Below are 20,355 nucleotides of genomic sequence, written 5' to 3'. Positions count from 1 at the left end.
TACGCTGAGCGCATGGCACTCCGCGGAACCCGACCCCCGTCCGTCCTGCTCCGCCGACTCGTCACCGTCCCGCGCGTCGTGCGCCGGGCGGACGCGCGCGCGGCCCGGCGGCTGAACGCCCGTCGCCCGTCGCCCGTCGTCGACGGGGCGCTCGTGGGGCTCTCCCGGGCCGCTGACGACGGAGTCCTCTGGGCCGGCGTCGGCGTTCTGCTGCTCCTGGCGGGCCGTCCCCGCGAGGCTCTGCGGGGGACAGCCTCGCTCGCCGCGGCCAGCGCGCTCGCGAACCTGGTCGGCAAGCGCGTGTTCGGCGGCGACCGGCCGCTCCTCGTCGACGTCCCGGTCGGCCGGCGCCTGGCGACGGTGCCGACGTCCGCGTCCTTCCCCTCGGGGCACGCGGCGAGCGCCGCCGCCTTCGCCGCCGGGGTCGCGCTCGAGTCGCCCCGAGTGGGGGCGGCGGTCGCCCCGCTCGCCGCCGCCGTGGCCTTCTCCCGCTTGCACGTCGGCGTCCACTGGCTCTCGGACGTCCTCGGCGGCGCGGCGCTCGGCGCGGCGGTCGCGGTCGTAGGCCGAGCCGTCCTGCCGGCCGAGCCGCGCCACGTGCCCGTCTCGGAGCGCGCGACCCGGCCCCCCGTCGACCGCAGCCCGCTGGGGGACGGCGCCGCACTCCTCGTGGTCCTCAACCCCGGCGCGGGCCGGGACTCGCACCGCCCCGATCCCGAGCCGCTGGTCCGCGCCCGGTTCCCGAAGGCGCGCGTGCACCGGCTGACCGAGGGCGAGGACCTCGCCGACGTGGTGCGCGAGGCGCGCTCGGGGGACTCTCCGCCCCGGGTGCTCGGGATCTACGGCGGGGACGGCACCATGTCGGTCGGTGCCGCTCTCGCCCGAGCCGAGGGGATGACGCTGCTCGTGCTGCCGGGCGGGACCATGAACCACTTCGCGAAGGCGCTGGGGCTGCTGACCGTCCAGGACGCGCTCGACGCGGCGACGATCGGCGAGCGCCGCGACGTCGACGTGGCCGAGGTCGTCGCGGACGGAGGAGACCCGGTGACGGTGCTCAACACGGTCTCGATCGGCGTCTACCCGGAGTTCGTCGCGGCCCGGGAGAAGCGCGAGAAGCGGATCGGCAAGCCGCTCGCCGCCGTGATCGCGGCCCTCTCGGTCGTCCGGCGCACCGACCCCTTCGAGCTCCGGCGCGACGGGAGCACGCAGCTCGTCTGGTCGTACTTCGTCGGGGTGAACCAGGAGCACCCGCGCACGGCCGCCCCGCTGGCCCGGCGGCGTCTCGACGACGGACAGCTCGACGTGCGCATCCTGCATTCGGGGCGCACTCCGCGCACCCGGGGCGCGCTCTCGCTCCTGCTCGGGCGGACCGCGACACCGGTGGTCGGCCGTGTGCCCGGCTGGCGGGCACCCGTGGTCGAGTCGTTCTCGACGCCGGAGATCACCGTCGGCGCGCGCCGGCCCGCGGGAGACGACCCCGAGTGGGCGCACGACGGCGAGACCGAGTGCTTCGACGGCTCCCGCGACGGCTTCGACGAGGCCGTGGTGCGGATCGTGCCGCTGGGCCTGCGCGTCTACGCGACCGCCGACTAGGGGGCGGTACCGGCCCGGTCCCCGCCGTCCGCATCCGCCAGCAGCTCGGCCAGCGCGTCGAGGGCGGCGACCTGCCCGGCCACCACCAGCGCGCGGGCCTCGTCGATCGGGTGCCACCGGGCGTCCTCCAGCTCGGGGAAGCTGCGCAGCACGCCGGAGCCCCGCGGCCACTCCAGCTGGAAGGTGTTGCTCGCGACGAAGACCGTGTCCGCGTCTCCGCGCCCGGCGAAGACCGTGACCGTCTTGGCCGCGCTCTGCCGGAACGCGCCGAGGAGGGTCAGCTCCCCGACGGGCGGAGGAGCACCGATCTCCTCCTCGAACTCCCTTCGCGCGGCGTCGAGCGGCGTCTCGTCGCCCGTGTGCACGCCCTTCGGGATCGACCACGCCCGTGGGCGCCGGGTCCAGAAGGGGCCGCCCATCCGCCCGAGGAACACCTCGGTGCCGGAGGGGCCCTCGCGGTGCAGCAGGATCCCCGCGCTCGTCACCGCGGCCATCGCGTCTCTCCGGTCATCCCGCCATCCTGCCTCCCGCCCGTGGAAGGATCGGGAGGACCCGCCCGCGACCGCACGGAGTGAACCATGCACGACCACGAGATCCTCCGACAGCTGCGCGACGCGCTCGGAGACGCGGTCCTGACCGAGGGCTCCGAGTTCGACGCCGTGCACACCGACAAGTCGGGCTTCGCCGCACCGGGTCGCGCGCTCGCGCTCGTCGCGGCCCGCTCGGTCGAGGACGTGCAGGCGGCGCTGCGCATCGCGACCGAGCACCGGCTCCCGGTCGTGCCGCGGGGAGCGGGAACGGGCCTCGCTGCCGGGGGAGTGGCGAGCGAGGGAGCGCTCGTCCTCTCGACCGCCGCGATGGACCGCATCCTCGAGGTGTCGCTCGAGGACGAGCTGGCGGTCGTCGAGCCCGGGGTCGTCAATCAGGCGCTGTCGGACGCCGTCGCGCCTCACGGCCTCGTCTTCTCGCCCGACCCCGCGAGCCGAGCGATCTCGAGCATCGGCGGCAACATCGCGACGAACGCCGGGGGACTGCTCTGCGCCAAGTACGGCGTGACCCGGGAGGCGGTGCTCGGGCTCGCCGTCGTCCTCCCCGACGGACGCCTGCTCCGCACCGGCCGTCGCAGCGTGAAGGGAGTCACCGGGTACGACCTCACCGCGCTCCTGACCGGCTCCGAGGGAACCCTGGGCGTCATCGTCGAGGCCACCGTGAAGCTCCGCCCGATCCCGAGCGGGCGCGTGGTCACCGTCGGCGCGTACTTCCCGAGCGTCGTCGCCGCGGCCGCCGCCTCCGCCGCGATCACCGCCGCGCGGCTCCGTCCCGCCGTGATGGAGCTGATGGACGAGGCGGCGCTCGCCGCGATCTCGCGCTACACCGGAGCTGCACTGGACCGCGGCGCCGCGTACCTCCTCGTCCAGACGGACGGCGGAGGAGCGGTGGCGGAGTCGCAGCGCGTCCTCGCGATCCTGACCGCCTCCGGGGGCGCCGCCGAGGCGACCGAGGACCCGGCCGAGGGCGAGGCTCTGCTGGCCGTCCGCCGGGCCTTCCACCCGGCGCTCGAGGCGGAGGGCCGCGTGCTGATCGAGGACGTCTGCGTGCCCCGCTCCGCGCTGCCGGCGATGTTCGCGGCGATCCGCGGCATCGAGGAGCGGACGGGGCTCAGCATCCCCACCGTCGCCCACGCGGGGGACGGGAACCTGCACCCGAACTTCGTGCTGCCCGCGGGGGACGGACCCGTGGGGGAGGACGTCTGGGAGGCCGCCGCGGAGCTCTTCCGCACGGCCCTGGCCCTCGGCGGCACGCTCACGGGCGAGCACGGCGTGGGACTGCTCAAGCGGCGCTGGCTGGCGGAGGAGCTGGGCGAGGACTCGCTGGCGCTCCAGCGCGGGATCAAGGCCGTGTTCGACCCGCTGGGGATCATGAACCCGGGGAAGGTCTTCTGAGGGGAGCGCCCGGGGCTACAGCAGCTCGGCCGTGATCATCGAGGCGGTGAGCACGACCGTCGCCGCGGACATCAGCCAGTAGAGGACCGTCTCGCGCCAGGAGCCGGCGGAGCCGAGGACGGGCAGCGCGGCGTAGCCGCCGGTGGTCCAGACGTGGCGCAGCGGCGTCCGGCGCAGGCGCCGCGGCAGGCGCACGCGCAGCGGCCACAGCCAGTTGATCCCGCCGGTCGTGAGGGCGTCGCCGGCCACGTGCACGAGGTAGCCCACCGTCGCGGCGACCCGGAGCCACGCCCAGGTGCCGTCGGCGAGCGCGACGAGGAGGACCGTGGCGACGGTCGCCCCGGCCCACGCGATGCGCCAGGAGGGGGCGGCCCGGACGGCCTTCGCGGCGAAGGCGAGGGCGGGCAGAGTGAGGACGGCGGCCACGGTGACGGGGCCGACGACCGGCACCGGGAAGCGCAGCGCCGTGAGCACCGGCACCAGGTACCAGACGACCGCGACCGCGAGCAGCGAGTGCATCCCGTGCCGGTGCCCTCCGCTGATCCGGCCCGCGGTCGCCGTGAGCAGGGAGGCACCTGGCGCCGATCGGGAGACCGTCGCGCTCGCGTGGTCCGCGTCGGGCACCAGGGCCCAGCCTGCGGCGACTCCGAGGCCGACCAGCCGGAGGTCCAGCGGGAGACCCGCGAGGCCGAGGGGCCCGGCGACGGCGGGCACGGAGGCGGCGACGGCCCAGGCGAGCGCACCGGAGTCGGCGTGCGAGCGGCCCATCATCGCGGGTCGGCTCCTTCGACTGGGCGCGGCGACGACGGAGGACGGCCGCGGCGGGACGAGAGAACCCCCGGCCGCGTGCGTGAGCACGGACCGGGGGTGAGGGTGGGCGATACCGGACTCGAACCGATGACCTCTTCCGTGTGAAGGAAGCGCGCTACCAACTGCGCCAATCGCCCAGGGGGACGTGCTGGACGACCCGAGAGACGATCGTAGCGGATCCGCGGGGTCCGGATGCACCGCCGACGCCCGCCACGCCCGGGTGAACGGACGGCGTCGAGCCGGTTTCGCGCGGAAAGACGCGGATCGGACTCCGAGTGACGGGATCGGCGCAGGCTCGATTTGGATTCCGGCGCCGCTGTCGTATACATTCTTCTAGGTCGAGCCGGGCAGCGAAAGCGCCGGACAGGCAGAACAACAGCACGACACGTAAGAAGGCAACACCAGTACGACCTACATGCGGATGTGGCGCAGCGGTAGCGCATCACCTTGCCAAGGTGAGGGTCGCGAGTTCGAATCTCGTCATCCGCTCGAACACCGGTCCTCGGACCGGCGTCATCGGGACGGCACCTTCGGGTGCCTCCCACCTGGTCGGCCCTCGGGCCGCCGACACCGAATCCCGTACACGGTGGATTGGCCGAGAGGCGAGGCAGCGGCCTGCAAAGCCGTATACACGGGTTCGAATCCCGTATCCACCTCGATCGTTCACCGAACGAGGCGCTCCGCACGGAGCAACGGGCGATTGGCGCAGCGGTAGCGCGCTTCCCTGACACGGAAGAGGTCACTGGTTCGATCCCAGTATCGCCCACCACGAGAACCCCCGGCCCCCGGCCGGGGGTTCTGTCGTTCCCGGCACCGGCGCTACCCTCGCAGGATGCCCGCCCCGATCCCCGTCGACGACCAGGGCACCCTCCTCCGCCTCGTCTCGCGGGACGACGGACCGGCCCTCGCCGCGGCGTACCGGCGCAACCGCCGGCACCTCGCGCCCTGGGAGCCGACGCGCTCGTCGCGCTTCTTCGAGGCGGGGGGCCAGACCGACGCCGTCGCGGACGCGCTCGCCGCGCACCGGGCCGGCAGCGTGCTCCCGCTCGTCCTCGACGCGGGCGGCGTGATCGTCGGTCGGCTGACTCTCGCGAACATCGTCCGCGGCGCCTTCGACAGCGCCGATCTCGGCTACTGGCTCGACAGCGGCCGGCAGGGCCGCGGCGTGATGACCCGCGCAGTCGGAGCCGTCCTGCGGACCGCGCGGGAGGATCTGGGGCTGCACCGCGTGCAGGCCGGGACGCTCCTCCACAACGTCGGCTCGCAGACCGTGCTGCAGCGCAACGGCTTCGAGCGGATCGGCGTCGCGAGGCGCTACCTGCGGATCGCCGGGGAGTGGCAGGACCACGTCCTCTTCCAGGCGCTGCTCGAGGGCGGACCGCTCCAGCCTCCGCCGACTCCGCTCGTCTAGGGTGAGCGGCGCCGGCCTTCTCCCGGCGCTCCGAGCGGGAGGGACGCGCCCATGACCACGCGGCACATCGGCGGACGAGAGTTCGACTTCGAGCGGCAGGTGGCCGTGATGGCGGTCGTGAACCGCACGCCCGACTCCTTCTACGACAAGGGCTCCACCTTCGCCCTGGACAGCGCCATCGCGGCCGCCGTGCGCGCCGCGGAGCTCGGCGCCGACTGGGTCGACATCGGCGGTGTGCCGTTCGGCCGCGGCCCCGCCGTCACGCTCCAGGAGGAGCTCGACCGTGTCGTCCCCGTCGTGGCGGGCATCGCGGAGCGGAGCGACGTGGTCGTCTCGGTGGACACGACGAGCGCCGTGGTGGCGCGCGCGAGCATCGCCGCAGGCGCCTCCGTCATCAACGACACGAGCGGGCTGCACGACCCCCGGATGCTCGAGGTCGTCGCCTCCTCCTCCGCCCAGCTCGTCATCACCCACAGCGTGGGCGCTCCCCGCAGCGAGCCGGAGAGGCCCGAGTACGACGACGTCGTGGCGACCGTGGTCGACCACCTGCGCGGCCGCGTCGATCGCGCGCTCTCAGGTGGGGTGCCTGCCGAGAGGATCGTCGTCGATCCGGGCCACGACCTGAACAAGAACACCCTGCACACGCTCGAGCTCACCCGCCGGCTGGGCGAGGTGGCCGCGCTCGGCTTCCCGGTGCTCGCCGCGGTGTCCAACAAGGACTTCATCGGGGAGGCGCTGGACCGGCCGCAGGGGGAGCGCCTCGAGGGCTCCCTCGCCGCCGCGGTGATCTGCATCCTGAACGGCGCGCGGATCGTGCGGATGCACGACGTGCGCCAGGCGGTCGACGCCGTGCGGATGACGGAGGCGGTGCTCGGCTGGCGAGCGCCCGCCTTCCTCCGCCACAACGTGGAGCCGGCGGCGTGAGCGCCCGCATCGACGGCCTGTCGCCGGCCGGACAGGACCTGTCCGACGAGGCTCTGCTGGCCCTCTACGCGGACGGTGCGGGCGAGCAGTGGCTCCGGGTCAACTTCGTCGCGAGCGTCGACGGAGCGGTCACCCGCGACGGCGTCTCGGGAGACCTCGGGGGCGCGGCGGACCTGCGCGTGTTCGACCTGCTCCGCCGGCTCGCCGACGTCGTGCTCGTCGCGGCCGGCACGGTGCGGACCGAGGGCTACGGCCCGATGGTGCTGAGCGACGAGTCCGTGCAGGCCCGGCTCGGCAGCGGGCTCGCCCCGCAGCCCGTCTTCGCGATCGTCTCGGGGTCGCTCGACCTCGATCCCGCCTCGCGGATCTTCACCGAGGCGCCGGTGCGCCCGATCGTCGTGACCACCCGCTCCTCACCGGCCCGCCGCCGCGCGGAGCTCGCCGAGGTCGCCGACGTGCTCGTCTGCGGCGACGCAGAGCTCGACGCGACGCGGATGCGGGCGCAGCTCGCTGAGCGAAGGCTCGGCCGGATCCACTGCGAGGGCGGTCCGTCGCTGCTGGGGACCCTCCTCGCCGCGGACGCCGTCGACGAGCTCTGCCTGACCGTCGCTCCGACGCTCGAGGCGGGGGACTCCGGGCGGCTCGCCCGTGGCGACGTCCCCGGACCGCGCCCGCAGCACCTGGCGCACGTGCTCAGCGCCGGCGACACGCTGCTCCTGCGCTACCTCCGCCGGCGCTGACCCGCCCTACTCGCGGCGCCGCTCGTTCTCGTCGCGCTTGGCCTCGGAGGCCGGGCGGGCGGCGATGACGGGGTGGGCGCCGGTGAAGCCGTCGCGGGCGGAGGCGATCGCCAGGATGCGCGGCTTCGCGACGTGCCAGCCCACGATCAGGGCGGGCACCCCGATCACCGCGACGATGCCCACGGTCCAGGTGCCGGTCGGGAAGTCGACGGCGATCAGGACCACGACGATCACCAGGAACGCCAGGGTGAGCCACGAGGTCACCGGGGCGCCGGGCATCCGGAAGGACGGGCGCTCCAGGCGCCCCTGGGCCGCCCAGCGCTGCAGCTGCATCTGGCAGAGGACGATCATGCCCCAGCCCGTGACGATCCCCAGCGCCGAGACGTTGAGGACGATCTCGAAGGCCTCGGACGGCACGAAGAGGTTGAGCACGATCCCGATCAGGGTGATGCTCGCCGTGAGCAGGATGCCGCCGTAGGGCACGCCCTGCCTGTTCATCCGGCCGGTGAAGGCGGGGGAGGAGCCGTTGAGCGCCATGGAGCGGAGGATGCGGCCGGTGGAGTAGAGCCCGGCGTTGATGCTGGAGAGCGCGGCCGTCAGGACGACGAAGTTCATGATCGATCCGGCGATCTCGCCCGAGGAGCCGTCGCCCAGCGAGCTGAAGAACGTGACGAACGGGCTCTCGCCCTTCGAGTAGGCCGTGTAGGGCAGCAGCAGCGTCAGCAGCAGCACCGAGCCGACGTAGAAGACGGCGATGCGCAGGATGACCGAGTTGATCGCGCGCGGGATGACCTTCGCCGGCTCCGCGGTCTCGCCCGCCGCCGTGCCGACCAGCTCGACTCCGGAGTAGGCGAACACCACGCCCTGGACGACCAGGACGCTGGCGATCAGGCCGCCGGGCAGGATGCCGCCGTTGTCGTTCCAGAGGCTGATCCCGGGGTCCACGGCGACGCCGCCGGACTGCAGCGGCCAGCCCGCGGCGAGCACGACGACGCCGATCACCAGGAAGACCACGAGCGCCGTGACCTTGATCAGCGCGAACCAGAACTCCAGCTCTCCGAAGACCTTGACCGAGACGAGGTTCAGCGAGAGCACGACGACCAGGGCGATGAGTGCGAGGAGCCACTGGGGCACGGAGGAGAAGAGCGACCAGTACTTCACGTACAGGGCCACCGCGGTGACGTCGGCGATCGCGGTCATCGCCCAGTTCAGGAAGTACATCCAGCCGGCGACGAAGGCGGCCTTCTCGCCCAGGAACTCGCGGGCGTAGGAGATGAAGGAGCCCGAGCTCGGCCGGTGCAGGACCAGCTCGCCGAGCGCGCGGAGGATCAGGTACGCGAAGACGCCGCAGACCGCGTAGACGACGACCAGCGAGGGACCGGCGGTGGCGAGGCGGCCGCCGGCGCCGAGGAAGAGGCCGGTGCCGATCGCGCCGCCGATGGCGATCATCTGCAGCTGCCGGGGCTTGAGCCCGGGGCGGTAGCCCTCCTGCTCCTTCGAGAAGTCGGGCTGCGCGGGCCCGCGGTCGTCGTCGCTCTGCGTCACGGAGGCTCCCTCGTCACCGGATCGCGCCGGGCGGCTGCTCCGGCACGCCCGTCAGGGTACGGGCGCGCTGCTCGGAGGAGGCGGGTGGCGCGGTCCGCGGCATGCGGATCCTCTCAGGATCACGGCGCCTACCCTGGGGGCATGAGCGGACCGGATCTCGCACGGCAGTCCTCGCTCGACGGCGTCCGGATCCCGTCGCTGGCGAGGCGCCTGAACGGCGGCGCCGATCCGGCGCTCGTCTGGCGCAACGAGCTCGACGGGCTGACCTTCCGCGTGGACGCCGGGTACCTGAAGTGGAATCCCCGGTCCACGGGCGTCGACCTCCGGCGAGAGCTCGCGCGTCTGCGCTGGCTGGAGGGGCGGATCGACGCACCCCGGATCCTGGAGGCGGGCGAGGACGAGGAGGGGCAGTGGCTCCTCACCGCGCCGCTGCCCGGGCGGAGCGCCGTCGATCCGGAGTGGACGGCCCGGCCGGAGGAGGCCGTCCGCGCGATCGCGGCCGGCCTGCGGGCGGTCCACGCGCTCCCCGTCGACGCGATGCCCGAGGAGCTGCGCGGCGACTCCTGGTTCGCGCGCCGGCCGTCGGCGCTCGGCGCGGCACCGGAGCTCGTGGATCCGGTCGTGGTGCACGGCGACGCGTGCGCTCCGAACACGCTCGTCGACGACGACGGACGCTGGAGCGGCACGGTCGACGTCGGTGACCTGGGCGTGGGCGACCGCTGGGCGGATCTGGCGGTCGCCGCGGTCAGCCTCGGCTGGAACTACGGCCCCGGTCACACCCCGCTTCTCCTCGCGGAGTACGGAGCGGATCCGGACGACGAGCGCGCGGCCTACTACCGCGCGCTCTGGTCGTCCGAGTCCTGAGTCACTTCTTCTTCGCGGCCTCGTCGTCCTCGGCCGCGCCCTCGTCGCTGCGGTTCTCGCTCGCCAGGCGCAGCCAGCGCCCGTCGCGGACGTCCTTCTCGTGCACGGCCGCCTTCTTGTCGCTCGCGGCGGTGTCGCGCGGGGGGAGCTGGATGGTCTCCTCCGCCTCGATGCCCGCCTGCAGCTCGCGTCCGCGCTCGAGCTCGGCGTCGAACTCCGCGCCGAAGAGCAGGGCGATGTTGGTGATCCAGATCCAGAGGAGGAAGACGATCACGGCGCCGAGCGAGCCGTAGGTCTTGTTGTAGTTGGAGAAGTTGGCCACGTAGAACGCGAAGCCGGTCGAGGCGATGAGCCAGATCGCCAGGGCGACGATCGACCCGAGGCTGATCCAGCGGAACTTCGGCTGGCGGATGTTGGGCGCCCAGTAGTAGAGGATCGCGACGATCCCGATCGCGATGACCACGAGCACCGGCCACTTCGCGATGTTCCACACGGTGAGGGCGGCGGGACCCAGGCCCACGACGTCGCCGACGGCGGTCGCGACCGGTCCGCTGAGCACCAGGATGAGCGCCGCGATCACGATCAGGACGACCGTCACCACGGTCACGCCGAGCATCGTCGGGCGGAGCTTCCAGAAGGGGCGCCCCTCGTCGATCTGGTAGACGCGGTTCATCGCGCGGCCGAAGGCGCCGACGTAGCCGGAGGCGGACCAGATCGCTCCGACGACACCGGTCACGAAGGCCAGACCCGCGGCGGAGGAGCTGGTCAGCGCCTGGATCGGGTCGCGCAGCAGGTCGACGACCTCGCTCGACGCGAGGTTGCCGATCAGGTCGAGGACCAGATCGGTAGTGGCCTGGGCCTGGCCGAAGAGCCCCAGCACCGACACGATCGCGAGCAGGGCGGGGAAGAGCGCGAGCACGGCGTAGTAGGTGAGCGCGGCGGCGAGGTCGGTGCACTGGTCGGCGCCGAACTCGCGGGCCGTCTTCTTGAGGACGTAGAACCAGGAGCGCCTGGTGATGTCGGTGACGTCGTCGGGCTTCCGGGAATCGTCGGGATCGGGCGCTGTCTTCTCGCGGGTCGTGCTCTGCTCGGCCATGCGGACACGCTACGGGGCCGACAGTCGTCGGACGGCCCCCTTGACGGCGGGGCCGACCGTGTCGGGGTCAGGCTCGGCGCTGGCGCGCGGCGGCGAGGGTGCCGAAGAGGAGGAAGGAGCAGGTCGCGGCGAGGACGGTCAGCAGGGGCGCCTCCCAGCCGCCGCTCGCGTCGTGCGCGAATCCGATGACGGTCGGGGCGGTGGCGGCCACCGCGTAGCCGATGCCCTGCACCGTGGCCGAGAGCCGCGACGCGTGGGCGTCGGAGCGGGAGAGCCGCACGACGAGCACGAACACCACCGTGAAGCCTCCGCCCTGAGCCGCGCCGCCCAGCACGCACCAGAGCGCCCAGAGCTGCGGGGCGAGCAGCAGCCCCGCCGGCACCGTGCACCAGAGGAGGCCGACGAGAACGATGCTCCCCAGGGGGCCGAGCCTGCGGACCAGGAGCGGGACGCCGAGGGCCCCGGCGACCGCGGCGAGCTGGAACACCGAGGCGCTCGCGCCCGCGGTCGCGATCGAGAAGCCGTTGCGGTCGACGAGCAGCGAGGGGAGCCAGGCCGTCACTCCGTAGTACGAGAACGCCTGGCTCGAGAAGCAGAGCGCGAGCGCCAGCACGGTCGCGCTGCGGAAGATCCGCGGAGCCGGTGCGGCCGGTGCGCGGTCGGCGCGGGAGGGGCGGGGAGCCGGACGCAGGGCGGCTCGGGGACCCACCGCCAGGAGCCAGCCGGTCAGCGCGAGGGCGTTGAGGGCGAGCCAGACGAGCAGGGCGCCGCGCCAGCCGAGCGCCAGAGCGAGCGGAGCGGTGCCGAGCGAGGTGATCGTCGAGCCGATGTTGAGGGCCGCGGTGTAGACGCCCGTCGTGAGGTCGACGCGCGCGGGAGCGACGTCCCGCCGGATCACGACGGGGAGCACGACGTTGCCGATCGTGATGGAGACGCCGATCAGGATCGTGCCCGCGACGGCCGGCCCCACCTCGCCGATCGAGCGGACGATCGTGCCGAGCGCGACGCCGATCACCGTGACGGTGACCGCGGCGTCGGGGCCCGCGCGGCGGATCACCAGGAGGGCGAGCGGAGTCGCCAGGGCGAAGCAGAGGACGGGGATGCTGGTGAGGATCCCCGCCTGGCCCGCGGACAGCGCGAGGTCCTCGCGCACCGCGTCGATGATCGGTGCGACGGCGACGATCGGACCGCGCAGGACCAGGGCGACCAGGGCGACCGCCACGACGAGGAGCCAGGGAGCGCTCCGGCGCACGGTCATCGGGGCGTCGAGGGCCGCGGCACCCCGGTCAGCCGGCCAGGCCGGAGACCCCGGCCGAGAGGTTGCCCACGATGGTGAAGACGCCCGACACCAGGCCGAGGATCCCGGTGACGAGTCCGGCCGTCGCGAGCCCGCGACCGCCTCCGACGACCGGAGCGGCCGCCCGGCCCTTCGCCGAGAAGACGATGGCGAGGATCGAGGGGATCAGCAGCGGATTGATCAGCAGGCTCAGGACGCCGAGCACGAGGCTCGCGATCGCCATCGGGTTGCGGCCCGCCGCGGAGGACGGGGCGGACGGGTAGGCGTACAGCTCCTGCTCCGGAGCGCCCTCGGGCGTGCCGTAGGCGGGAGCGGGTGCCGAGGAGGACGGGCGGGACCGGTCGGTCCACGCCGCACCGTCCCAGTAGAGCTCCGAACCGAGGTCGGCCGGGTGCGGATACCACCCGGGCGCGGGCAGCGGAGCGGAGTCGTCGGGCATGGGGCGAGTCTAGAGCGGCGCCGATCAGCTCTTCGGCTGCTCGATGCCGAGCGCGTTCCCGTCGGGATCGAGGATCCAGGCCGCCCAGACGCTGCCGCGGTCGGCCACGCCGTTCTCGGTGCGCAGCTCGTCGCTGTCGTAGTCCTCCGGAGCGACGCCCCGGGCCGCCAGCGCGTCCAGCTCGGCCCGCAGGTCGGCCACGCGCCAGGCCGCCTTGGTCTGCTCGTCCTTCGAGCCCGTGGTGCTGGCGGTGACAGTGAGCCGCGTGCCGCCGCAGGAGTAGGCGATCGCCGACTCGCTCTCCTCGAGGACCTCCAGTCCCAGGGAGCCGGCGTAGAAGGCGCGGGAGGCGGCGAGGTCGCGGGAGAGCAGAACGGGGCCGATGGGGGAGTCGGAGAGCACGGTGCGTCCTTTCGTCGGTGGTCCTCCAGTCGACGCCTGTCGCGGCCGGGCGCGGAAGGGGTTGCCACCGGGCGGACGAGAGGGAGAGGGCGCGGCAGAATGGCCTCGGCCGCGCCCGCCGCGCGACCGGGAGGAGCCGTCATGAGCTGGACCATCGACGAGGTGGCGTGGACCCACCCGGACGCCGAGCGTCTGCGCGACGCCCAGCGCCGCGAGCTCGACGAGCGCTACGGCAGCGACGACCACGAGCCCGGCACCCCGCCCTCGGCCGACGACGTGCCCGTCTTCCTCCTCGCCCGCGACGCGAGCGGCACGGCCGTGGCCTGCGGCGGGCTGAGACCTCTCGACGACGACGTCCTCGGACCGGGCGCCATCGAGGTGAAGCGGATGTTCGCCGACCGCGCCGCCCGCGGCACCGGAGCGGCCACGGCCGTCCTGCGCGCCCTCGAGGAGCGGGCCGCCGCCCTGGGCACGACGCGCCTGGTGCTGGAGACCGGGACGCTCCAGCCCGATGCGATGCGGTTCTACCTCCGGGAGGGCTACCACGCCATCCCGCCGTTCGGCGACTACATCGGGTCCGAGCACTCGGTCTGCTACGCCCGCGATCTCGCTCCCGGCGCCTGAGGATCAGCGGCGCAGGGTCTCCACCGGGTACTCGCCGAAACGGCGATGGTACGCCCCCGAGAAGCGGCCCTGGTTGAGGAAGCCCCAGCGTGCGGAGACGGCGCGCACGGTCTCCGCGCCCGGAGCGCCCTCGCGCAGCTCGACGCGCGCCCGGTCGAGGCGCACACCGCGCAGGTAGCCGAGCGGAGTGTCGTCGAAGTGCCGCCGGAACGCGGCCTGCAGAGCGCGCGGGGTCAGTCCCGCCGCCGCAGCGATGTCGGCCACGGTGATCGGCGACGCGGCGAACGCGTGCAGGAACTCCGCCGCCCGCAGGAGGTGCTCGAGCCCCGGGCGCAGCACCTGCGCCGGCACCACGACCGGCCGGTGCGCGAAGGTCGCGAGCAGGTGCAGAGCGACACCGCGCTCGGCCGCCACGAGCTGCAGCGCGGTCGCCTCTCGGCCCGACCGCAGGACGCCCGCGAAGTCGTCGACCGCCCGCCACCAGCCCGGCAGCGCCGAGGCGGAGGCGATCGAGCGGTGGTCGAAGACGAGCGGCAGCGGCACGCCGTCGCCTGACTCGGACGCGACCTGCTCGAGGAGGCCGGCGGCCACGTGCACGAGCCGCTGCTGGAAGTCGCGGGAGACGAACTCGAACGGACGCGCGCTCGGGAACACGACCGGCCACCCCGGCCGGTGGACGATCCGATCGCCCTCCGGGTCCATAACGCTCGTGCCCGAGAGGAACCACGAGACGATGTACTCGCCCTCCGGCCGCAGCCCCCCGGACACGGAGCCGCGGAACACGGACGTCCGCAGGCTCACGCCCTCGCTCCCGGAGACGTCGTAGCGGAAGGAGAAGGGCCGCTCGACCGTCTCCGTCCGGAATCCCGACCCGCCGTAGCCGTCGCTGTAGAAGCGCCGCGCCTCCTCCAGGTCGGCCCCGGATCGCGTGAAGCGCTGCAGAGCAGGACCGGCACCCATCGGACCAGGATGCCACCTGGACGGATTGCGCACCGGTCGCCCCCGCGCCCCTGTCCGGGGCACGTGCTGTCGGCAGGGTGACGGGGTCGGACGACTCGGACGGAGACCATGGAGATCAGCGCACGCAGACTCGCGGCACGGGACGCGGTGACCGTCGTCGCCGTCCTCGCCGCACTCGAGGGGGCGCTCGCCGTGGACTCCCTGCCGCCCGGCCTGGAGGAGGTCCTCCTGCACCAGCTGGAGCGCAGCTCGCTCGTGCTCCCCGGCGCCGACCGGGACGAGCTCGCCTCCGCTCTGCGCGCGCTCGACGCCCGCGTGCGCGACGCGCTCGGGTAGGGGCCGCCGCCGACTACAGTCGAGGGGTCAACCGAGCCCGAGGAGTGCCCGCACGTGTCTCACGAACCGTCGAATCCCGCAGAGAACGAGTCCCACCCGGTCGTCACCGAGGCGGGCACGGGATTCACGCACTTCACCGACCGGGCCGTGGTCGCGATCCGCGTCAACGGCGAGCTCAAGGACCTCGCCGCCGACGTCGTGCCGGGCGACCGCATCGAGCCGGTGCTCATCTCCTCGCCGGACGGGCTGAACATCCTCCGCCACTCCGCGGCTCACGTGCTCGCGCAGGCGGTGCAGCAGATCAACCCGGAGGCGAAGCTGGGCATCGGCCCGCCCGTCACCGACGGCTTCTACTACGACTTCGACGTCGAGGAGCCCTTCACGCCCGAGGCGATGAAGGCGCTCGAGAAGGCGATGGACCGCATCGTGCGCCAGGGCCAGCGGTTCGTGCGCCGCGTCGTGTCCGAGGAGGAGGCGCGTGCCGAGCTCGCCGGCGAGCCCTACAAGCTCGAGCTGATCGGGATCAAGGGCGGCGGCGCCGAGGACGAGAGCGTCGAGGTCGGCGGCGCCGAGCTCACCATCTACGACAACGTCGACCCGCGCTCCGGAGAGACGGTCTGGAAGGACCTCTGCCGCGGCCCGCACCTGCCCAACACCCGCATGATCGGCAACGGCTACGCCCTGACCCGGAACGCGGCCGCCTACTGGCGCGGCTCGGAGAAGAATCCGCAGCTGCAGCGCGTCTACGGGACCGCGTGGCCCACGAAGGACGAGCTGCGCGAGCACCAGGCCCGCCTCGAGGAGGCGGCGCGCCGCGACCACCGCAAGCTCGGCCACGAGCTCGACCTGTTCTCCTTCCCGGACGAGATCGGCTCCGGCCTCGCGGTCTTCCACCCCAAGGGCGGGATCATCCGCTACGAGATCGAGCAGTACATGCGCGAGCAGCTGCTCGCGCACGACTACGAGCTCGTCTACACGCCGCACATCACCAAGGGCGACCTGTTCCTCACGAGCGGGCACCTGCAGTGGTACTCCGAGGGGATGTTCCCCCCGATGCACCTCGACGAGCTGCAGGACGAGGACGGCAACGTCACCCGTCAGGGCCAGGACTACTACCTCAAGCCCATGAACTGCCCGTTCCACAACCTGATCTTCCGCTCGCGCGGCCGGAGCTACCGCGAGCTCCCGCTGCGCCTGGCCGAGTTCGGCACGGTATACCGCTACGAGAAGAGCGGCACCCTGCAGGGCCTCACCCGCGTGCGCGGCCTCACCCAGGACGACGCCCACATCTACGTCGCGCAGGAGGACGTGTCGGCCGAGCTGACCCGCAACCTCGAGTTCGTGCTCCAGGTGCTGCGCGACTACGGCCTCGACGACTTCTACCTCGAGCTGTCCACGAACGAGGAGGGCAACCCCAAGTTCGTCGGTGCGCCCGAGCAGTGGGAGGAGGCGATCGAGTCACTGCGCGCGGTCGCCGTCGCCTCCGGTCTCGAGCTGGTGCCGGATCCGGGTGGAGCGGCGTTCTACGGGCCGAAGATCTCGGTGCAGGCACGCGACGCCATCGGCCGCACCTGGCAGATGTCGACCATCCAGCTCGACTTCAACCAGCCCGAGCGGTTCGAGCTCGAGTACACGGCCTCGGACGGCTCGAAGAAGCGGCCCGTCATGATCCACCGCGCGCTCTTCGGCTCCATCGAGCGCTTCTTCGCCATCCTCACGGAGCACTACGCCGGGGCGTTCCCGGTCTGGCTGTCGCCGGTCCAGGTCGTGGGCATCCCGATCGCCGACGAGTACCTGCCCTACCTCGAGGAGGTCGTCGGCGAGCTCAAGCGCTCGGGCATCCGCGCCGAGATCGACTACTCCAGCGACCGGATGCAGAAGAAGATCCGCAACGCCACGCTGCAGAAAGTGCCGTTCCAGATGATCGTGGGGGAGAAGGACCGCGACGCCGGAGCCGTCAGCTTCCGCTTCCGCGACGGCACGCAGGAGAACGGGATCCCGGTCGCCGACGCCGTCGCACGCATCCGCGAGGCCGTCGCCTCGAAGGCGCAGGTCTGAGCGTGGGCGACGGCTCGGACGGCGTCGTGCCCGAGGGAGCGGAGGGCTCGGCGCACCTCGCCGGGGTGCCCGACGAGTTCCAGCGCCTGTGGACCCCGCACCGGATGGTCTACATCCAGAAGGGGCAGCCCGGAGCCGACGACTGCCCCTTCTGCGTGGCGCCGACGCTGAGCGACGAGGAGGCCCTCATCGTCGCGCGCGGGGAGCACGCCTACGTCCTGCTCAACCTGTTCCCGTACAACTCCGGCCACCTCCTGGTCTGCCCGTACCGGCACATCCCGCTCTACGACGAGGCCACTCCCGAGGAAGTGGCCGAGATCGGAGCGCTCACGCAGACGGCGATGCGCGTACTCCGCTCGGTCTCCCGCAACGACGGCTTCAACCTCGGGATGAACCAGGGCGCGGTCGCGGGAGCGGGGATCGCCGCGCACCTGCACCAGCACGTGGTCCCGCGCTGGGCGACCGACGCGAACTTCTTCCCGATCATCGCCCGCACGAAGGCCCTTCCGCAGCTGCTCGGCGACGTGCGGGCGAGCCTCGCGGCGGCCTGGCCGAGCCTCTAGACCGCCGCCCGCCCCCCTGTCCAGCGCCGCGGGCGGCGGGCGCCGTCTCGTAGACTCGGAGCTGCCGTCGGCGGAAGTCGCCGCACAGAACAGGACTCGCGAACATGACCGACACCACCACTCCGTCCTCGTCCGCTCCCGAGCAGTTCGGCTCGAGCCGCGTCAAGCGCGGTCTCGCCGAGATGCTCAAGGGCGGCGTCATCATGGACGTCGTCAACGCCGAGCAGGCCCGCATCGCGGAGGACGCCGGTGCGGTCGCCGTGATGGCGCTCGAGCGCGTCCCCGCCGACATCCGCTCGCAGGGCGGCGTCGCGCGCATGAGCGACCCCGACCTGATCGACGGCATCGTCTCCGCCGTGTCGATCCCCGTCATGGCGAAGGCGCGCATCGGCCACTTCGTCGAGGCGCAGATCCTCCAGGAGCTCGGCGTCGACTACATCGACGAATCCGAGGTCCTGTCGCCCGCCGACTACGTGAACCACATCGACAAGTGGGACTTCACCGTCCCCTTCGTCTGCGGAGCGACCAACCTGGGCGAGGCGCTGCGCCGCATCACCGAGGGCGCCGCGATGATCCGCTCGAAGGGCGAGGCCGGCACCGGCGACGTCTCCGAGGCGACCAAGCACATCCGCACGATCTCCGGCGAGGTCAACCGCCTGAAGGCGATGACCAAGGACGAGCTCTACGTCGCGGCCAAGGAGCTGCAGGCCCCCTACGACCTGGTCGTCGAGATCGCCCGGACCGGCAAGCTCCCCGTCGTCCTCTTCACCGCCGGCGGGGTCGCGACCCCGGCCGACGCGGCGCTGATGATGCAGCTGGGCGCCGACGGCGTGTTCGTCGGCTCCGGCGTCTTCAAGTCGGGCGAGCCCGCCAAGCGCGCGGCCGCGATCGTGAAGGCGACCACCTTCTTCGACGACGCGAAGGTCGTCGCGGAGGCCTCGCGCGGTCTGGGCGAGGCGATGGTCGGCATCAACGTGGCCGACGTGCCCGCGCCGCACCGCCTCGCCGAGCGTGGCTGGTAGCGCCGACGCGCCGCTCGCCGGCGCTGGACTGACGCGGGAGTCGCTCGAGGGGCTCCGCGTCGGCGTCCTCGCGCTGCAGGGCGACTTCCGAGAGCACGCGCACGTCCTGCGCGAGCTGGGCGCCGAGGTGGTGCTGGTGCGCCGCCCGGAGGAGCTCGCCACCGTCGCGGGTCTGGTCATCCCGGGTGGCGAGTCCACGGTGATGGACAAGCTGTCGCGCCTCTTCGGGCTCGCGGGGCCGGTCGTCGAGGCGATCGGTGCGGGGATGCCCGTCTACGGCACCTGCGCCGGGCTGATCATGCTGGCCGACCGGGTCCTCGACCGCATCGACGGCCAGAGCAGCTTCGGCGGCCTGGACGTGTCGGTCCGGAGGAACGCGTTCGGCAACCAGCTCGACTCCTTCGAGACCGATCTCGACGTGCCGGCGATCGGCGATCCGCCGGTGCACGCGGTCTTCATCCGCGCACCGGTCGTGGAGGAGCTGGGAGAGCGGGCGACCGCTCTCGCCAGCGTCGCCGACGGGCGGGTCGTCGCGGTCGAGCAGGGCAACCTCCTCGGGACGGCGTTCCACCCCGAGATCACCGGCGACTACCGCTTCCACGAGCTGTTCCTGCGGAAGGTCGCGGCGACGCGCTTCGGCGACTGAGCCGTCGCCGTTCCGTCCGCCAGGGGTGGACGGTGCGGGAACCGCGGGCCAGGGTGGTCGCATGCCCGAACTCCCCGAGGTCCAGGCCCTCGCGCTCGATCTCGACGCCCGCCTGGGCGGACGAGTCCTGGAGCGGCTCGACGTGTTCGCGATCTCCGCCCTCAAGACCGTGGCCATCCCGCCGTCGGCTCTGTCCGGCGAGACCGTCCACGGAGTGTCGCGGCACGGCAAGTTCCTCGACATCGCCGTCGGCGAGGCCCACGTGCTCCTGCACCTCGCCCGCGCCGGCTGGGTCCGGTGGCGGCCCGAGCGGCCGACAGCGCCGGTGAAGCCCGGCCGGGGCCCGCTCGCCGCGCGACTGGTCCTCGACGACGGGTCGGGGTTCGACGTCACGGAGGCCGGCACCAAGAAGAGCCTCGCGCTGTCGATCGTCGCCGATCCGCTCGACGTCCCGGGCGTCGCCAGACTGGGCCCCGATCCGCTGGACCCGGAGTTCACCGAGGAGATCCTCGGCGCGATCCTCGCTACGGCGGGCCGGGCGCAGCTGAAGGGCGTCCTCCGCGACCAGTCCCGCATCGCGGGCATCGGCAACGCCTACTCCGACGAGATCCTCCATGTGGCGCGCATGTCGCCGTTCAAGCCCGCCGCGCTCACCGCCGACGAGCTGGACCGCCTCTCCGCGGCGCTGCGCTACACCCTCGAGGAGGCGCTCGCCCGCGCCGAGGGCCTGCACGCGGCCGACCTCAAGCGCGAGAAGAAGCTCGGCATGCGCGTCCACGGCCGCACAGGAGAGGCCTGCCCCGTCTGCGGCGACACGATCCGCCAGGTGATCTACCACGACTCCACGCTCCAGTACTGCCCCACCTGCCAGACCGGCGGCAAGGTCCTCGCCGATCGCGTCCTCTCGCGGCTGCTCAAATAGCGAGCCGGTCGCCGCCCGGCTCGCCGCGGTCGGTTTCCTGGGGTGGCGGGCTGGGTGGAGCGGGTCGCGTCCGCCTACAGCGATCCGCTGGCACGCGGATCGCCGGTTCGGCGGTGCTTGTGGCGAGCCGGTCCCCGCCCGGCTCGCCGCGGTCGGCTTC

Annotated in this window: 21 protein-coding genes and 4 tRNA genes; 16 read left to right on the top strand and 9 right to left on the bottom strand. The window is 73.0% G+C overall.

The window, feature by feature from the left end; translation table 11 throughout:
* The first annotated feature begins 12 nt into the window (after positions 1–12).
* Positions 13–1,593 carry a bifunctional phosphatase PAP2/diacylglycerol kinase family protein gene (locus C5C24_RS04065; protein ID WP_104304366.1) on the top strand — a complete coding sequence of 527 codons (1,581 nt, stop codon included), beginning with the start codon at positions 13–15 and terminating at the stop codon, positions 1,591–1,593.
* Here the strand turns inward: C5C24_RS04065 and C5C24_RS04060 are convergent.
* Positions 1,590–2,087, bottom strand: coding sequence for an NUDIX domain-containing protein (locus C5C24_RS04060; RefSeq protein ID WP_104276425.1), 498 nt, complete (start codon positions 2,085–2,087; stop codon positions 1,590–1,592). The genes C5C24_RS04065 and C5C24_RS04060 overlap by 4 nt on opposite strands.
* Before the next feature lie 84 nt (positions 2,088–2,171).
* Between C5C24_RS04060 and C5C24_RS04055 the strand changes: the two genes are divergently transcribed.
* Positions 2,172–3,536 (top strand): FAD-binding oxidoreductase, encoded by a 1,365-nt coding sequence (locus tag C5C24_RS04055; RefSeq protein WP_104304365.1) that lies wholly within the window; start codon positions 2,172–2,174, stop codon positions 3,534–3,536.
* A 15-nt stretch (positions 3,537–3,551) separates the two neighbouring features.
* On the opposite strand, the gene C5C24_RS04050 is transcribed toward C5C24_RS04055, so the two are convergent.
* The gene (locus C5C24_RS04050; protein WP_104304364.1) at positions 3,552–4,307 is read right to left on the bottom strand and encodes a metal-dependent hydrolase; all 756 of its coding nucleotides are present in this window, start codon (positions 4,305–4,307) and stop codon (positions 3,552–3,554) included.
* A gap of 103 nt (positions 4,308–4,410) precedes the next feature.
* Positions 4,411–4,483 (bottom strand) — tRNA-Val (locus tag C5C24_RS04045).
* Positions 4,484–4,763: 280 nt separating this feature from the next.
* On the opposite strand from C5C24_RS04045, the gene C5C24_RS04040 reads away from it, so the two are divergent.
* From C5C24_RS04040 to C5C24_RS04015, 6 genes are all read left to right on the top strand, one after another.
* Positions 4,764–4,835: transfer RNA gene (locus C5C24_RS04040), tRNA-Gly, on the top strand.
* Positions 4,836–4,931: 96 nt separating this feature from the next.
* Positions 4,932–5,002, top strand: a tRNA-Cys gene (locus C5C24_RS04035).
* 38 nt (positions 5,003–5,040) lie between these two features.
* Positions 5,041–5,115: transfer RNA gene (locus C5C24_RS04030), tRNA-Val, on the top strand.
* 63 nt (positions 5,116–5,178) lie between these two features.
* The gene (locus C5C24_RS04025) at positions 5,179–5,757 is read left to right on the top strand and encodes a GNAT family N-acetyltransferase (RefSeq protein ID WP_104304363.1); all 579 of its coding nucleotides are present in this window, start codon (positions 5,179–5,181) and stop codon (positions 5,755–5,757) included.
* A gap of 51 nt (positions 5,758–5,808) precedes the next feature.
* Positions 5,809–6,681, top strand: a complete 873-nt coding sequence (gene folP / locus C5C24_RS04020; protein WP_104304362.1) for a dihydropteroate synthase — start codon at positions 5,809–5,811, stop codon at positions 6,679–6,681.
* The gene (locus C5C24_RS04015; RefSeq protein ID WP_104304361.1) at positions 6,678–7,421 is read left to right on the top strand and encodes a pyrimidine reductase family protein; all 744 of its coding nucleotides are present in this window, start codon (positions 6,678–6,680) and stop codon (positions 7,419–7,421) included. Before folP ends, C5C24_RS04015 begins: the two co-directional genes overlap by 4 nt.
* Before the next feature lie 6 nt (positions 7,422–7,427).
* Here the strand turns inward: C5C24_RS04015 and C5C24_RS04010 are convergent, their stop codons facing one another.
* Positions 7,428–8,966 carry an amino acid permease gene (locus C5C24_RS04010; protein ID WP_258065039.1) on the bottom strand — a complete coding sequence of 513 codons (1,539 nt, stop codon included), beginning with the start codon at positions 8,964–8,966 and terminating at the stop codon, positions 7,428–7,430.
* A gap of 141 nt (positions 8,967–9,107) precedes the next feature.
* On the opposite strand from C5C24_RS04010, the gene C5C24_RS04005 reads away from it, so the two are divergent.
* Entirely contained in the window at positions 9,108–9,830 is a 723-nt protein-coding gene (locus C5C24_RS04005) for an aminoglycoside 3'-phosphotransferase (protein ID WP_104276419.1), read from the top strand.
* A 1-nt stretch (position 9,831) separates the two neighbouring features.
* Here C5C24_RS04005 and C5C24_RS04000 read toward each other — a convergent pair whose 3' ends face one another.
* From C5C24_RS04000 to C5C24_RS17855, 4 genes are all read right to left on the bottom strand, one after another.
* Positions 9,832–10,926 carry a YihY/virulence factor BrkB family protein gene (locus C5C24_RS04000; protein ID WP_104304360.1) on the bottom strand — a complete coding sequence of 365 codons (1,095 nt, stop codon included), beginning with the start codon at positions 10,924–10,926 and terminating at the stop codon, positions 9,832–9,834.
* 67 nt (positions 10,927–10,993) lie between these two features.
* Entirely contained in the window at positions 10,994–12,184 is a 1,191-nt protein-coding gene (locus C5C24_RS03995) for a CynX/NimT family MFS transporter (protein WP_104304359.1), read from the bottom strand.
* 28 nt (positions 12,185–12,212) lie between these two features.
* Positions 12,213–12,662, bottom strand: a complete 450-nt coding sequence (locus C5C24_RS03990; RefSeq protein ID WP_104280663.1) for a DUF2510 domain-containing protein — start codon at positions 12,660–12,662, stop codon at positions 12,213–12,215.
* Positions 12,663–12,686: 24 nt separating this feature from the next.
* Positions 12,687–13,064 carry a VOC family protein gene (locus C5C24_RS17855; protein ID WP_104256165.1) on the bottom strand — a complete coding sequence of 126 codons (378 nt, stop codon included), beginning with the start codon at positions 13,062–13,064 and terminating at the stop codon, positions 12,687–12,689.
* Positions 13,065–13,205: 141 nt separating this feature from the next.
* Here C5C24_RS17855 and C5C24_RS03980 point away from each other — a divergent pair, with 141 nt between their 5' ends.
* Complete coding sequence (locus tag C5C24_RS03980) at positions 13,206–13,688, top strand: GNAT family N-acetyltransferase (protein ID WP_104276415.1); 483 nt, start codon at positions 13,206–13,208, stop codon at positions 13,686–13,688.
* Positions 13,689–13,691: 3 nt separating this feature from the next.
* Here C5C24_RS03980 and C5C24_RS18215 read toward each other — a convergent pair whose 3' ends face one another.
* Entirely contained in the window at positions 13,692–14,648 is a 957-nt protein-coding gene (locus tag C5C24_RS18215) for an AraC family transcriptional regulator (RefSeq protein ID WP_104276414.1), read from the bottom strand.
* 108 nt (positions 14,649–14,756) lie between these two features.
* Here C5C24_RS18215 and C5C24_RS03970 point away from each other — a divergent pair, with 108 nt between their 5' ends.
* The 6 genes from C5C24_RS03970 (at position 14,757) to C5C24_RS03945 (ending at position 20,195) form a co-directional block, all read left to right on the top strand.
* Positions 14,757–14,984: a hypothetical protein gene (locus C5C24_RS03970; protein WP_104304358.1), complete on the top strand. Its 228-nt coding sequence runs from the start codon at positions 14,757–14,759 to the stop codon at positions 14,982–14,984.
* A gap of 147 nt (positions 14,985–15,131) precedes the next feature.
* Entirely contained in the window at positions 15,132–17,042 is a 1,911-nt protein-coding gene (thrS, locus tag C5C24_RS03965) for a threonine--tRNA ligase (RefSeq protein WP_244230674.1), read from the top strand.
* A gap of 2 nt (positions 17,043–17,044) precedes the next feature.
* Entirely contained in the window at positions 17,045–17,605 is a 561-nt protein-coding gene (locus tag C5C24_RS03960; protein ID WP_308470809.1) for an HIT domain-containing protein, read from the top strand.
* A gap of 104 nt (positions 17,606–17,709) precedes the next feature.
* Positions 17,710–18,627: a pyridoxal 5'-phosphate synthase lyase subunit PdxS gene (pdxS, locus tag C5C24_RS03955; RefSeq protein ID WP_104304357.1), complete on the top strand. Its 918-nt coding sequence runs from the start codon at positions 17,710–17,712 to the stop codon at positions 18,625–18,627.
* A gap of 28 nt (positions 18,628–18,655) precedes the next feature.
* Positions 18,656–19,273: a pyridoxal 5'-phosphate synthase glutaminase subunit PdxT gene (gene pdxT / locus C5C24_RS03950; protein WP_104276492.1), complete on the top strand. Its 618-nt coding sequence runs from the start codon at positions 18,656–18,658 to the stop codon at positions 19,271–19,273.
* A gap of 61 nt (positions 19,274–19,334) precedes the next feature.
* On the top strand, positions 19,335–20,195 hold the full coding sequence (locus C5C24_RS03945; protein ID WP_104304356.1) for a DNA-formamidopyrimidine glycosylase family protein: 861 nt from the start codon (positions 19,335–19,337) through the stop codon (positions 20,193–20,195).
* Positions 20,196–20,355: the final 160 nt, after the last annotated feature.

Source organism: Rathayibacter sp. AY2B3 (assembly GCF_002931755.1).
Lineage (GTDB): Bacteria > Actinomycetota > Actinomycetes > Actinomycetales > Microbacteriaceae > Rathayibacter.
The sequence above is the reverse complement of the archived record's forward strand: the minus strand, read 5'-3'. Positions and strand labels throughout refer to the sequence as shown.

Coding starts and splice junctions, on each gene's coding strand:
- C5C24_RS03990 (WP_104280663.1), bottom strand. CDS start 12,662: ATGCCCGACGACTCCGCTCCGCTGCCCGCGCCCGGGTGGTATCCGCAC.
- C5C24_RS03995 (WP_104304359.1), bottom strand. CDS start 12,184: ATGACCGTGCGCCGGAGCGCTCCCTGGCTCCTCGTCGTGGCGGTCGCC.
- C5C24_RS04005 (WP_104276419.1), top strand. CDS start 9,108: ATGAGCGGACCGGATCTCGCACGGCAGTCCTCGCTCGACGGCGTCCGG.
- C5C24_RS04060 (WP_104276425.1), bottom strand. CDS start 2,087: ATGGCCGCGGTGACGAGCGCGGGGATCCTGCTGCACCGCGAGGGCCCC.
- folP (WP_104304362.1), top strand. CDS start 5,809: ATGACCACGCGGCACATCGGCGGACGAGAGTTCGACTTCGAGCGGCAG.
- C5C24_RS04000 (WP_104304360.1), bottom strand. CDS start 10,926: ATGGCCGAGCAGAGCACGACCCGCGAGAAGACAGCGCCCGATCCCGAC.
- pdxS (WP_104304357.1), top strand. CDS start 17,710: ATGACCGACACCACCACTCCGTCCTCGTCCGCTCCCGAGCAGTTCGGC.
- C5C24_RS04025 (WP_104304363.1), top strand. CDS start 5,179: ATGCCCGCCCCGATCCCCGTCGACGACCAGGGCACCCTCCTCCGCCTC.
- C5C24_RS03970 (WP_104304358.1), top strand. CDS start 14,757: ATGGAGATCAGCGCACGCAGACTCGCGGCACGGGACGCGGTGACCGTC.
- C5C24_RS04050 (WP_104304364.1), bottom strand. CDS start 4,307: ATGATGGGCCGCTCGCACGCCGACTCCGGTGCGCTCGCCTGGGCCGTC.
- C5C24_RS03945 (WP_104304356.1), top strand. CDS start 19,335: ATGCCCGAACTCCCCGAGGTCCAGGCCCTCGCGCTCGATCTCGACGCC.
- C5C24_RS18215 (WP_104276414.1), bottom strand. CDS start 14,648: ATGGGTGCCGGTCCTGCTCTGCAGCGCTTCACGCGATCCGGGGCCGAC.
- C5C24_RS03980 (WP_104276415.1), top strand. CDS start 13,206: ATGAGCTGGACCATCGACGAGGTGGCGTGGACCCACCCGGACGCCGAG.
- C5C24_RS04055 (WP_104304365.1), top strand. CDS start 2,172: ATGCACGACCACGAGATCCTCCGACAGCTGCGCGACGCGCTCGGAGAC.
- C5C24_RS04065 (WP_104304366.1), top strand. CDS start 13: ATGGCACTCCGCGGAACCCGACCCCCGTCCGTCCTGCTCCGCCGACTC.